Origin of the sequence: Roseospira navarrensis, from assembly GCF_009601025.1 — a bacterium.
Classification (GTDB): Bacteria; Pseudomonadota; Alphaproteobacteria; order Rhodospirillales; family Rhodospirillaceae; genus Rhodospira; species Rhodospira navarrensis.
The window spans coordinates 41,170-54,119 of record NZ_WIVE01000014.1; the positions used below are offsets into that span (position 1 = coordinate 41,170).

The 12,950-nt window shown below is 70.5% G+C and carries 12 protein-coding genes; 2 read left to right on the forward strand and 10 right to left on the reverse strand.

All coding sequences use genetic code 11. The features are described from left to right. Positions 1–8: 8 nt before the first annotated feature. The 10 genes from GHC57_RS06585 to GHC57_RS06630 form a co-directional block, all read right to left on the reverse strand. Complete coding sequence (locus GHC57_RS06585; RefSeq protein ID WP_153342423.1) at positions 9–1,127, reverse strand: PA0069 family radical SAM protein; 1,119 nt, start codon at positions 1,125–1,127, stop codon at positions 9–11. A 246-nt stretch (positions 1,128–1,373) separates the two neighbouring features. Continuing rightward, positions 1,374–2,345 (reverse strand): energy transducer TonB, encoded by a 972-nt coding sequence (locus GHC57_RS06590; RefSeq protein WP_153342425.1) that lies wholly within the window; start codon positions 2,343–2,345, stop codon positions 1,374–1,376. Positions 2,346–2,361: 16 nt separating this feature from the next. After that, complete coding sequence (locus GHC57_RS06595) at positions 2,362–2,808, reverse strand: ExbD/TolR family protein (protein WP_153342427.1); 447 nt, start codon at positions 2,806–2,808, stop codon at positions 2,362–2,364. Between the two features lie 78 nt (positions 2,809–2,886). Continuing rightward, positions 2,887–3,852, reverse strand: a complete 966-nt coding sequence (tolQ, locus tag GHC57_RS06600; protein ID WP_343031128.1) for a protein TolQ — start codon at positions 3,850–3,852, stop codon at positions 2,887–2,889. A gap of 10 nt (positions 3,853–3,862) precedes the next feature. After that, entirely contained in the window at positions 3,863–4,354 is a 492-nt protein-coding gene (locus tag GHC57_RS06605) for a YbgC/FadM family acyl-CoA thioesterase (RefSeq protein ID WP_153342429.1), read from the reverse strand. Continuing rightward, positions 4,351–5,451 carry a Holliday junction branch migration DNA helicase RuvB gene (gene ruvB / locus GHC57_RS06610; protein ID WP_153342431.1) on the reverse strand — a complete coding sequence of 367 codons (1,101 nt, stop codon included), beginning with the start codon at positions 5,449–5,451 and terminating at the stop codon, positions 4,351–4,353. Before ruvB ends, GHC57_RS06605 begins: the two co-directional genes overlap by 4 nt. 75 nt (positions 5,452–5,526) lie before the next feature. After that, positions 5,527–6,861, reverse strand: a complete 1,335-nt coding sequence (locus GHC57_RS06615) for a diguanylate cyclase domain-containing protein (RefSeq protein WP_153342433.1) — start codon at positions 6,859–6,861, stop codon at positions 5,527–5,529. 186 nt (positions 6,862–7,047) lie between these two features. After that, the gene (gene ruvA, locus GHC57_RS06620) at positions 7,048–7,689 is read right to left on the reverse strand and encodes a Holliday junction branch migration protein RuvA (RefSeq protein ID WP_153342435.1); all 642 of its coding nucleotides are present in this window, start codon (positions 7,687–7,689) and stop codon (positions 7,048–7,050) included. Next, positions 7,686–8,186, reverse strand: coding sequence for a crossover junction endodeoxyribonuclease RuvC (gene ruvC, locus GHC57_RS06625; protein ID WP_153342437.1), 501 nt, complete (start codon positions 8,184–8,186; stop codon positions 7,686–7,688). The genes ruvA and ruvC overlap by 4 nt, the downstream gene beginning before the upstream one ends. A gap of 159 nt (positions 8,187–8,345) precedes the next feature. Next, positions 8,346–9,095: a YebC/PmpR family DNA-binding transcriptional regulator gene (locus GHC57_RS06630; RefSeq protein WP_153342439.1), complete on the reverse strand. Its 750-nt coding sequence runs from the start codon at positions 9,093–9,095 to the stop codon at positions 8,346–8,348. A gap of 327 nt (positions 9,096–9,422) precedes the next feature. Between GHC57_RS06630 and GHC57_RS06635 the strand changes: the two genes are divergently transcribed. Both GHC57_RS06635 and GHC57_RS06640 read left to right on the forward strand, forming a co-directional pair. Next, complete coding sequence (locus tag GHC57_RS06635; RefSeq protein ID WP_153342441.1) at positions 9,423–11,594, forward strand: methyl-accepting chemotaxis protein; 2,172 nt, start codon at positions 9,423–9,425, stop codon at positions 11,592–11,594. Positions 11,595–11,715: 121 nt separating this feature from the next. Further along, positions 11,716–12,603: a LysR family transcriptional regulator gene (locus tag GHC57_RS06640; protein ID WP_170294727.1), complete on the forward strand. Its 888-nt coding sequence runs from the start codon at positions 11,716–11,718 to the stop codon at positions 12,601–12,603. The last annotated feature ends 347 nt before the right edge of the window (positions 12,604–12,950 follow it).

Below are 12,950 nucleotides of genomic sequence, written 5' to 3' on the forward strand. Positions count from 1 at the left end.
GATCAGGCTCAAAACAACGACAACTGATCGCCCGGACGCGGGGGTGGGGCGAAGCGGCCGCACTCCAGCGCGTGCCCGCGCTTCGTCAGGCCGTGGCGGCGGGCGGCGACGGCGAAGCGCTGGGCGAGCAACTGGGCCTCGGTGCCGGTCCCCCGCATGCGGTCGTGAAAGCGCGACGACGAGGCCGCGCCCGCCCGCATGGCCGCGATCCGGCTCATGACCCGGCGCGCCCGATCCGGGACGTGGGTCTCCAGCCACTCGCGAAACAGATCCGCCACCTCCAGGGGCAGCCGCACGAGGATGTAGTCCGCCTGGACGGCCCCGGCCTCGGCCGCCGCCGCCAGGATGCGGTCCAACTCGTGGTCGGTCAGGCCCGGGATCATGGGTGCGGCCATGACGGAGACCGGCACGCCGGCCGCGCTCAGGGTCCGCACCGCGCGCAGGCGGGCCGCCGGCGGGCTGGCGCGCGGCTCCATCCGGCGGGCGAGATCCCGATCCAGCGTGGTGACGGACAGGGCCACGCCGACCAGATTGCGCGCCGCCATGTCCGCCAGCAGGTCCGCATCCCGCTCCACCATGGCCGACTTGGTGGTGATGGTGACCGGGTGGTTGAAGGCGGAGAGCACCGCCAACACCTCCCGCATGAGCTGGGACCGCCGTTCCACCGGCTGATAGGGGTCGGTGTTGGTGCCGATGGCGATGGGCGCGGGGCGGTAGCCCGGTTTGCGCAGGGCGGCGTCCAGTTGGGCCGCCGCGTCCGGCTTCATGAACAGCCGGGTCTCGAAATCCAGGCCCGGCGAGAGCCCCAGATAGGCGTGCGTCGGGCGGGCGTAGCAGTACACGCAGCCGTGCTCGCAGCCCCGGTACAGGTTGATGGAGCGGTCGAAGGGGATGTCCGGCGAGTCGTTCCGGCTGATGATCGTCCGGCTGGCGTCCACCTGCACCGTGGTGGCGGGGGAGGGCGGCGGTCCCCAGCCGTCGCGGTCGTCGTCGCCCTCCGCCACCGGCTCCAGCGTGCCCCAGCCGTCGTCCTCCACCTCGTGGCGCACGGGCTCGAAGCGGCCGTCCCGGTTGGACAGCGCGCCGCGACGGGGCGAACGGGTGGGGGAGTGAGCAGAGCCGGCCATGCCCCCATCATGGCGCGCGTCCGGAACAGATCAAGAACAATCTGGGCGGGGGCTTTGCAGGCAGACGCGCGGGGGAGCCACGTTCATGGAAGGCATCGTCATCCTGAGGCCGCGAAGCGGCCGAAGGATCTGGGGCCGGGACCAACCGCCAGCGCGGGTGTCGGTGAGCCATCCGGCCTCACGAGATCCTTCGCCCCCTTCGGGGGCTCAGGATGACGTCATCCCCCGCGGCGGCCGGCGCCCGCCTCACTGCGGCGTGAAATTGAACGTGAAGTCGTTGAACTGCTCGTAGTACTCAGCCGGGATCGGCAGCGGGCTGGACAGCAGCACCGCCCGTCGCGCCGAGTCGGCGAAGGCGGTGAAGAACGGATCCACGCCGTAGGTTCCGGTGCCGCCGAGAAGCTGCACGCCGATCACCGTGCCGTCGCGCTGGACGCGCACGCGGATTTCGACCGCCATGGACAGCACATCCCGCCCGCCCGCGTTGAAGCGCCAGTTGGCGCGGACGTGGTCCGCGATGCGCTGCTTGTAGGCGTCGAGCTGCGTCATGGTCAGCCGGTCCGACAGCCGCCCGCCGGTGTTGGAGCGCGGTTGCGTGGCCGGGGCCTGCTCGCTCAGCAGGTCGTTCAGCAGGCTGTCCACGACGGAATCCGCCGTGTCCTCGCGCGGGGCCGGCTGCTCCGCCGCCTGCGGGGGCGGGTCGGGGCGTTCGGGACGCGGCGGGGCCGTCGGCTTGGCCAGGGGCACCGGCGGCGTGGGGGCGGCCGGTTCCGGCGCGGGTTCAGGCTCGGGCTCGGGCTCGGGCTCGGGCTCGGGCTCCGGCTCCGGTTCGGGCTCGGGCGGCGGCGCGGGGTCCGGCTCGGGTTCCGGCGGCGGCGCGGGGTCGGGCACCGGCGGCGGTTCGGGCAGGGGGGCGGGTGTCGGCTCCGGGTCGGGCGCGGGCTCCGGTTCAGGTTCCGGCTCGGGGCGCGGCTCGGGCTCCGGCGGCGGTGGGGGCGTCGGTGCGGGGTCCGGCTCGGGTTCCGGCTCCGGCTCCGGCTCAGGTTGGGGCGGCGCCGGTGTCTGGGTGATCGAGGTGGTCTCCTCGTCGATCTCCACCAGTTCCACAAGCAGGGGCTGGCGCTCCGGAGGCTCCCGGAGCACCTGGGGCAGTCCGAGCCAGGCGAATACGAGAATCGCCACATGCAGAAGACCGGAGATGACAACGCCGCGGGTCATGATCGGGTCGCGGGCCTTATTGTGCCCCGCCGGACGGCGGCTGGGTGATGAGCGCCACGCGCCGGTAGCCGGCGTCGTAAAGCGCGCCCATGGCGGCCATGACGCGGCCGTAGGGCACGCCCTCGTCGCCGCGCACATAGACGCGGGCCTCGGGGTTGGCGCCGGTGATGGCGTCCATGCGGGCGGCCAGCCCGCCCAGGGCGACCTCGGTCTGATTGATGAACAGCCGGCCGTCCCCCTGGACCGTGATGGTCAGGGCCGTGTTGTCCTGATCCAGGCTGGGACTGCTGGCGCGCGGCAGTTCCACGTCCACGCCCGTGACCAGCAGCGGGGCCGTCACCATGAAGATGACCAGCAGCACCAGCATCACATCCACCATGGGTGTCACGTTGATGTCGCTGATCGGGCGGCGACGGTGGCGGCCGGAGGTGCCCCCGCCGCGGGGTTGCAGACTGGCGCCCATGGTCTCGACGTCTCCTGGTGCATCCTGGTGCGGGTCGTCAGGCGCGCGCGCCGGGGCGCGCGCGGGCGGTCGGAGGGATCACGCGTCGGCCTTGTCCAGGCTGAGCCGCTCGTGCGCGGGCCGGGGACTGGTGCGTTCCTCGATCTGGCGCGACAGGATGGCGCTGAACTCGCCGGCGAAGGTCTCCAGCCGGCGGGCGTAGGCGTCGATGTCGTTGGACAGCTTGTTGTAGGCCACCACGGCCGGGATGGCCGCCACCAGCCCGATGGCGGTGGCGAACAGGGCCTCGGCGATGCCGGGGGCGACGGTGGCCAGGCTGGTGTCCTTGGACATGCCGATGGCGTGGAAGCTGTTCATGATGCCCCAGACCGTGCCGAACAGCCCGACGAAGGGCGCGACCGATCCGGTGGAGGCCAGGAAGCCCAGGCGGCGTTCCAGCCCGTCCAGCTCGCGGCTCATGGTGATCTGCATGACCCGGTCGATGCGCTGCGGCAGGCTGGCGGACAGCCCGGCCCCGCCCTCGCGGCCGGTCGCCCGCCGCCATTCGCGCATGGCGGCGATGAACAGCGAGGTCATGGGGTCCTTCGGGTTCGGCCCCAGGCGGTCGTACAGGTCGTCCAGCGAGCCGCCGGACCAGAACCGATCCTCGAACGCGTTGGCGCGGCGGAACAGCATCTTCAGGCGCGTGACCTTGTCGATGATGATGGCCCAGGACCAGACCGAGGCCAGCACCAGCATCAGCATGACGCCCTTGACGATGATGTCGGCCTGCCAGAACAGGCTCATCGGGTCCAGCTTGGTGGCGGCCAGCCCTCCGGCGCCGCCGCCGCCCGCCAGCGGGGCACCGGGCGTCGGCGCGCCGAGCGCGTCAAGCCCGCCGCCCGGCAGGCTCTCGCGGCCCGCCGGGGACACCGGCGCGGCCGAGGGGGGCGGCGGCTCCGCCTGCACCATGTCGGAGAGCCCGGCCGCGCCGTCCGCGAGGCCGCGCGCCAGATCGCCCAGGTCGGCAATGGCGCCGGCGATGTCGAGGATCACTGTGTCCATGGTCTGTCCGTCACGATCCGTGGGTCTCGGGGGCGGGAGCATCCGCCGGGTGGGCTGCCAGATGGTCGCGCAGGGCGGTACGCAGCGAGGGGGGAATGCGGCCGGGTCGGCCCCGCTCGGTGACCAGCGCGAGGCGCAGCAGCAGGCTCACCAGCCGCTCGCCCTGACGCGTGATCTCCTGGCCGAGGCGCATGCTGGCGCCGCCCACCTCCAGAATGCGGGTCTCGACCATCAGCAGGTCGTCCAGCCGCGCCGGTTTGTGAAAGGTCGCCTCGGCGTGCTGGACGGCGAAGCCCACGCCGGCCTCGGCCATCAGGTCCCCGTGCGACAGGCCGAAGCGGCGCATCATCTCGGTGCGGGCCCGCTCGGCGAAGTTCAGGTAATCCGAGTGATAGACGATGCCGCCCGCGTCGGTGTTCTCGTAATACACCCGCACCGGCAGGATATGCAGCGGTCCCCGGAACACCCCCGAGTGGGGCGCGGGATCCTGGAGTGCATTCAAGGTCTCGTCCCTCCTGCATCGTTGTCATCGCCCGGCGAAGGCTGGTTCAGCATGTCCAGTTGCGCGCGATCCCGCCCGGCCGGCGCGGCCAGGCCCATGTGCCGATAGCCGGTTTCGGTGACCATGCGCCCGCGCGGCGTGCGCTGGATCAGGCCCTGCTGGATGAGGAACGGCTCGATGACCTCTTCCAGCGTGTCGCGCTCTTCCGCCAGGGCGGCCGCGATGGTCTCCACGCCCACCGGGCCGCCGGAATAGTGCCGCACGATACACGAGAGATAGCGCCTGTCCATGGCGTCCAGGCCCAGGGCGTCCACCTCCAGGCGGCGCAGGGCGGCGTCCGTGGCCACCTGGTCCACGGTGGCGCGCCCGGCGACGGCGGCGAAGTCGCGCACCCGGCGCAGCAGGCGCCCGGCCACACGGGGGGTGCCGCGCGAGCGCCGCGCGATCTCCATCGCGCCGTCGGGGGTCAGCGTCATGCCCAGTTTGTCGGCGCCCCGGCGCACGATGGCCTCCAGGTCCTCGGGGTCGTAGAAGTTCAGGCGGACGGGAATGCCGAAGCGGTCCCGCAGGGGCGTGGTCAGCAGGCCCGACCGGGTGGTGGCGCCCACCAGCGTGAAGGGCTTCAGGTCGATGCGAACCGAGCGCGCGGCCGGCCCTTCCCCGATGATGAGGTCGAGCTGGAAGTCTTCCATCGCCGGATACAACACCTCCTCTATGGCGGGATTGAGGCGGTGGATCTCGTCGATGAAGAGCACGTCGCCGCGCTCCAGGTTGGTCAGGATGGCGGCCAGATCCCCGGCCTTGGCGATCATCGGGCCGGAGGTGGCGCGGAAGCCCACCCCCAGTTCGCGGGCGACGATCTGGGCCAGGGTGGTCTTGCCCAGGCCGGGCGGGCCGTGCAGCAGCACGTGGTCCATGGCCTCGGCGCGGGTGCGGGCGGCCTGGACGAAGACGCGCAGATTGTCGCAGGCGAGCCGCTGGCCGATGAAGTCGTCCAGGGTCTGCGGGCGCAGGCCGACCTCGCCCGTGTCGTCGGGCCGGGCCTGGCCGGAGACGAGGCGGTCGGGGGCGTCGGAAGGCGTATGATTGGGCGTCATGGGCGGATGGTAGCGAAAGCCCGCCGGGAGGGATACGCCCGAGGCGGGAAAGCGTCGTGGTCCCCAGGTCCCGGATCAGGCCGGTGAGCTGGGTGCGATGTCCCCGCCCTGCGCCGGGCCCGGGATGTGGGTGGGGTCGCGGGTGTCGGACTTCATCCGGTACATGGCCGCGTCGGCGCGCTTCAGCAGGGTGTCCATGTCCCCGGCGTCGTCGGGATAGAACGCGATGCCCAGCGACACGCCCACCTGGACGGTGTGGCCCTTCAGGGTCATGGGGGCCGTGACGGCCTCGGTCAGGGCGTGGCAGACCCGGGGGTAGTGGTCCCGGGGCGTCTGTCCTTCCATGAGGATCACGAACTCGTCGCCACCCATGCGCACGGCGGTGTCCGAGGCGCGCAACTGGTCGCTGATGCGCTGCGCGACCTGTTGCAACAGCAGATCGCCGATCTCGTGGCCCAGGGTGTCGTTGACCTCCTTGAAGCGGTCCAGGTCGATGTAGACCAGCGCCAGCCGGCCGCCTTCCCGGTCGGCCCGGGCGATGGCCTGGCGCATCCGGTCCATGAGAACCAGCCGATTGGGCAGGTTGGTGAGAGCATCGTGAAAGGCCAGGTATCGGATCTTCTCGTCCTGAAGGTGACTGTCCGTGATGTCGCGGCAGACGGCCACGTAGCGGATATCGTGGTCCGACGGATCGGCGGCGCGATTGATGCTCATGGACTGCAGGTAGGGCTCGCCGGTCTTGCGCCGGTTCCAGACCTCGCCCTGCCAGACGCCCTGCCGTTCCAGGGTGGTCCACATGTCCTGGTAGAAGTCGCCATTGTGCCGGTTGGAGCGCAGCATGCTCGGCGTCTGGCCGACCAGCTCGGCCTGGGTGTATCCCGTCATGCGGGTGAAGGCCGGGTTGACGGTCAGGATGCAGGCATTGCGGTCGGTCACCAGGATGCCTTCGGAGGAGTACTCATAGACGGCGGCGGCCAGTTGAAGTTCGCTTTCCGCGCCGAGAAAGCGCCGGTAGAAGCGGTGCATGGCCTCGATCGCCGTGCAGACCAGCAGGGCGTCCACCAGAAAGACCGCGTTGGACATCCACATGTCCTTCTGGAAGCCCACGGGCCAGGCCATGTAGGGCGGCCAGAACAGGTACGTGGCCAGCCCGATGCCGAGCAGCGCGGCCACCATCCCGACCCGGAACCCCCCGACCACGGCCGCGATGGCCACGGACGGAAAGAAGGTGATGTACTGAATGCCGCCCTCCAGCGGCGCGATCAGCAGACGCACCAGCAGGGCGATGGCCATCAGAACGACGACGAACAGATAGTGCCAGCGCACGCCATGCCTGGCCCCGGCCTGCGCCTGCACGTGGCGCAGGGCGATCTCCATCGTGTCGCGCAGGGTGAGGGAGAGCTTCGGCATGGTCCTCGTCTGGCCGTCGGGTGGCGCCAGGGGGCTCGCATCCGGGCGTCTTGCCCGACTCAATCCGCGCGGCCCCCTCCGTCGCCGACCGGACGGAGCGATCCCGACGTGTAGACCCACCGCCTGGGTATGCTGGACAGAATGATGCCGCCCCGATTTCGTTTCTGCAACGGCCGGATGCGCGGATCAGGTGCGCCCCAACTCGCGCAGCGCGGTCCCGATGACGCCCTCCACCGTGGCGGCGTCGCCCTGCGCCGTTGCGGCGGCGGTGGCGGCGGCCCAGGCCTCGGCGCGGCCGTAGCCCAGGTTGACCAGGGCCGAGGTGGCATCGTCGATCACCGATCCGGCCGGTGCGCCGCCTGCGGCCCCCGCCGTCGTCTCGGGCAGGGCGACCCCGGCCGGGCGGCCCACCGGCAGCGCGCCCAGACCGGCCGCCTTGTCCTTCAGTTCGGCGACGATGCGCCCGGCCAGCTTGGGCCCCACACCGGCGGCGCGGGTCAGCATGGCCTTGTCCTGCGCGGCGAGGATCTGGCCCATCTGCTCGGCCGGGACCACGGTCAGGATGGCCAGCGCGACCTTGGTTCCCACGCCCTGCACCGTGCCCAGCAGGCGGAAGCAGTCCCGCTCCAGCGCATCCGCGAAGCCGTACAGGTGGATATGGTCCTCGCGCACGTGGGTCTCGACCACCAGCGCCGCCTCGCCGCCGGGGGCCGGCAGCCGCGCCAGGGTGCGGCCCGAGCAGAACACCAGATAGCCGACGCCGTTCACGTCCAGCACCAGGCCGTCCTCGCCGGCCTCCAGCACGGTGCCGCGCAGGGCCGCGATCATGGCCGCGCCCCGGCCATCAGGGCGCGCTGGCTGGCGCGCAGGTGGGCGTGACAGATGGCGACGGCCAGGGCGTCCGACGCATCGGTCCGCGTCGGGTCCGCCCCCGGCAGCAGGGTGCGGACCATGAGCGCGATCTGCGCCTTCTCGGCGTGGCCGCGCCCGACCACGGCCTTCTTGACCGCGTTCGGCGTGTATTCCGCCACCACCAGGCCGCACCGCGCCGGAGCCAGCATGACCACGCCGCGCGCCTGTCCCAGCTTGAGCGTGCTGAGCGGGTTGCGGTTGACGAAGGTTTCCTCCACCGCCGCTTCGGCCGGATTGAAGCGCTCGATCACCGCCATCACCCCGTCATGAAGCTGGGCCAGCCGGTCGGCCAGCGCGGCGCGGTCGTCGCTGGTCACGACGCCGTCCGCGACGTGGGACAGGCGGTTGCCGGCCGCCTCCACGATGCCCCAGCCGGTGACCCGCAGGCCCGGATCCAGCCCCAGGATGCGCATGGGTGTGTCCTTCCTGGCGCCCCGCGCGCCCCGCCCGTCATCCTGAGCCGCCGGAGGCGGCGAAGGATCTCGTCAGGCAGGGTGCGTCGGGTCCGGGGTTTCGTCAGGGCACGAGATCCTTCGACCGCCTTGCGGCCTCAGGATGACGCCCTGGTGTTCCTACGCGCTCAGCTTGTCCATGATCTCGTCGGAGATCTCGTAGTTCGCGGCCACCCGCTGGACATCGTCGTTGTCGTCCAGCACGTCCAGGAACTTCAGCAGGGTCTTCGCCGTATCCTCGTCCACCGGCACGGTGCTGTTGGGCCGCCAGTCCAGGCGCGCCGCCTCCGGCTCGCCCTTGGCGGCCGTCAGGGCCTCGCGCACGGTGTTCAGATCATCCGGCTGACAATAGATGTCGTGGCCGCTGTCGTCGCTGACCACGTCGTCGGCGCCCGCCTCGATGGCGGCTTCCAGCATCTCGTCGGCGCCGCCGGCCTCGGCCGCGTACCGCACCAGCCCGACCCGCTCGAAGTTGAACGCGACCGAGTTGGTCTCGCCCATGGTGCCGCCGTTCTTGTTGAAGGCGGCGCGGACCTCGGCGGCGGTGCGGTTGCGGTTGTCGGACAGGCATTCGACGATCACCGCCACCTGGCCGGGGCCGTAGCCCTCGTAGCGCAGTTCCTCCAGATCGGCCCCGTCGGTCGAACTGGTGGCGCGGGCCATCGCGCGTTCGATGTTGTCCTTGGGCATCGAGGCCTGCTTGGCGGCCGCGATGGCGGCCCGCAGGCGCGGGTTCGAATCCGGGTCGGGCGAACCGACCTTGCACGAGACGGTGATTTCGCGGGCGAGCTTGGTGAACAGCTTGGCGCGCTTCGCGTCCTGCCCGCCCTTGCGATACATGATGTTCTTGAACTGGGAATGGCCGGCCATGGTCGTGTGGCACCCGTGTCTGTCGAAGATGGAAGTCGGTGCCCCCGATTACACCAGATGCCGGGCGGATTCCAGCGGGTTGCCCGCTGACAGCGTGCGCGGACCGGCTGCTTGGCGCGATTTTAAACAGTTCAAATAAAATCCTGGAATTCGCAGCCTGTATCGCGTCCGAACTCAATTTGCTACTCTGGTAGGGTGTGGGCGTTCATATACGGAACGTATGGAACGTCTGCCCAAAATTTGGGAGGCGGCCCGTCGACGCTGCTCATCCCTTCATCACCAGCCTGAGTCGCCGTGCGGTCTTCAAGACGGGGGAGGGGGTCGTTCATGTCTCGTGTTCTGTCGCGCTATCGGATTGCCATCGTCCTGCCGCTGCTGATCGGGCTGATCGCGCTGGTTTCGGTCGCGGTCACCGGCACGCTCGCCTACCTGCGCGCGGCCGGGGACATGACGGTCCAGGCCGAGGAAAAGATGATGGCCCTGCGCGAGGGACGGACCAATGCGCTCGGCACCTTCCTGGACAACATTGAAAGCGACATCCGGATCACATCCAACAACGAGACGGTGGCCCGCGCGCTGAAGGACTTCGGCCTGGGGTTCGACGCCGCCCGCCGCAACGCCCCCGGCAACGACGTGGTGGCCGCCCTCCAGGGGGCCTACATCGACGGCAATCCCCATCCCGAAGGCGAGAAGGACAAGCTGGACGCGGCGCCCGACGGCACATGGTACGACGAACAGCACGCCCTCTATCACGCCTGGTTCCGGGCCCTGCAGCGGGAGCGCGGGTACTACGATGTCTTCCTGATCTCGCCCGACGGCGACGTCATCTACACGGTGTTCAAGGAGGCCGATTTCGCCACCAACCTGACCGACGGCCAATGGGCCGGGTCGGGGCTGGCCGAGGCCTATCGGCACATCACGGAGGACCCCCGGCCGGACGCGGTGACCTTCGTGGACTTCGCGGCCTATGCGCCGTCCGGGAACGCGCCGGCCAGCTTCATCGCGGGCGCCGTGTTCGACGAGGACGGGGACTTCGCGGGCGTGCTGGCCTTCCAGATGCCGATCGGGCGCATCAACGACATCATGCAGATCGAGGCCGGCATGGGCGAGTCCGGCGAGGCCTACCTTGTGGGCACGGACCTGCTGATGCGCAGCGACTCGCGGTTCTCGGATCAGTCCACCATCCTGGCCCGCACGGTCGAGACCGAGACCGCCCGCGCCGCCCTGGCCGGCGAAAGCGGGGTGCGGCAGGTGGCGGACTATCGCGGCGTGCCCGTCGTTTCGGCCTTCGGCCCGATTGATGTCCAGGGCGTCCGCTGGGCCGTTCTGGCGGAAGTGGACGTGGCCGAGGTGATGGCCCCCGTCGTGGCCATGGAGTGGTTCCTGATCCTGGCCGGGATCGGCATCCTGGTCGTGGTGGGTCTGCTGGGGATCCTGTTCGCGCGGGCCATCACCCGACCCCTGGCCGCCATGACGGGCGCGATGGGGCGACTGGCCGAGGGCGACCTGTCGGTGACCATTCCCGCCACGGAGCGCCGCGACGAGCTGGGCGACATGTCCCACGCCATGGCGGTCTTCAAGACCCGCTTCCAGGAGGCGGAGGACCTGAAGGCCGCCCAGGAGCGCGAGCGGCAGGAGGCCGAGGCCGCCCGCCGCAAGAGCCTGCTGGCGATGGCCGACCGCTTCGAGCGGGACGTCTCGGGCGTGGTCGAGGCCGTCTCCAGCGCCGCCACCGAGTTGGAGACCTCGGCCAACGGCCTGACCGGCGTTGCCGACCGGGCCAGCAGCAACGCCACCACCGTCGCCGGCGCGGCCGAGCAGACAGCCGCCAACGTTGAGACGGTGGCGACCGCGACCGAGGAACTGGCGGCCTCCATCCAGGAGATCGCCCGTCAGGTCGAACAGGCGCGCACCACCGCCGAGACGGCCGTGCAGGAGGCCGACCGCACCACCGAGGAGGTCCGCGCGCTGGATCAGGCGGCGGACAACATCGGCGAGGTCCTCTCGCTCATCAACGACATCGCCAGCCAGACCAACCTTCTCGCCCTGAATGCGACCATCGAGGCGGCGCGGGCCGGCGAGGCCGGCAAGGGCTTCGCCGTCGTGGCCAACGAGGTCAAGGCGCTGGCCGGTCAGACCGCCCGGGCGACCGACGACATCGACCGCCACATCAAGGAGGTGCAGGCCAACACCCAGCACGCCGTCAAGGCCATCGAGCACTTCGCGGCCACGGTGGGCCGCATCGGCGAGATCTCGGCCGCCGTGGCCGCCGCGGTCGAACAGCAGAACGCCGCCATCGGCGAGGTCAGCCGCAACACCGCCGAGGCGGCCGGCGGCACCCAGGAGGTCAGCCGCTCCATCGGCGACGTCACGGCCGCATCCGAGGAGGCGGGCGGGGCCGCGCGCGAGGTGCTCGGCGCTGCCGGGGAACTCAGCCGGCGCGCGGCCGATCTGTCCTCGGCCGTCAATCGGTTCCTTCAGGGCGTGCGGCAGGACTGACCGGGGCGCGTCCGGGGCCGGCCCATCCCGGTGCGCCGCCATGCGGTTGCCGCATTGCTGCGCGATTGGCGGAGGGTGTCCCCGGCAATGCCAAGCCCTGCAACGGGAGGACGGGTCCCCCATGGAAATGCATCAGGTCCGCTACTTCCTGGCCCTGGCGGACTGCCTGAATTTCACCCGCGCCGCGGAAACCTGCAACGTCTCCCAGCCGTCCCTGACCAAGGCCATCAAGAAGCTGGAGGACGAGCTGGGCGGCCAGTTGTTCCGGCGCGAACGCAACCTGACCCACCTGACCGACCTGGGCCACCTGATCCGCCCGCACCTGGAAGCGGTCATGGCGGCCAGCTCCGCCGCCCAGTGCGAGGCCCAGTCCTTCCAGGCGCTGGAAAAGGCGCCCCTGAACATCGGCGTGATGTGCACCATCGGGCCGCGCCGGCTGATCCGCTTCTTCCAGCGGCTGGAACGCGACATTCCCACCCTGGAGGTCAGCCTGCGCGAGGGGCCGGGCGACTGGATCCAGGACCTGATGATGCAGGGGGCCCTGGATCTGGCGCTGTTGGCCCAACCCGCGTTCCCGGACCGGCTGGACGCCCGCACCCTGTTCCGCGAGCGCTATGTGGTCGCCTTTCCGGAGGGCCACCGCTTCCAGACCATGAACGCGGTCTCGCTGTCGGATCTGGACGGCGAGGACTACCTGAACCGCTCCAACTGCGAATTCGGGGACTACATGGCCGCCCTGCACCCGCAGATGGACGAGCCCAGGATCCGCGTCCGCTACGAGACCGAACGGGAGGACTGGATCCAGGCCATGATCCTGGCCGGGATGGGGTGTGCCATCATGCCGGAGTTCCTGCCCATCATGCCGGGCGTGCTGACCCGTGAACTGGTCCAGCCCGCGCTGACCCGCGAAATCAGCCTGGTGACGGTGGCGGGGCGGCGGTTCTCGCCCGCCGTCAAGGCGGTCATCAACCTGGCGGAGCGGTTCGACTGGACGACGGACCTCGCCTGACGCAGTCTCCCGCGCCTTTTGTTTGGGTCATCACGGATGTCCGGGGACGGGAGGGGTCAGGACGGCGGGGGCCGCGCGGTCCTCGCGTGCTCTCTGGCGTCGCGCTGCGCGCCTGAACCCCCTCCCGACCTCCCCCATGAATGGGGGAGGAGTTCCGGTCCATGCCGCGCCGACCGGACTCCCTCCCCATGGAATGGGGAGGGGTGGGGTCAGGGCAACGGGCTCAGGTTACCATGACGGCACGGTCCGCGCCGTCAGAGCAGGCCTCTCGAGATCCCTCGTCTCGCTTCGCTCACTCGGGATGACACACTGAAATTATAGGATGTCATCCTGAAGCCGCGAAGCGG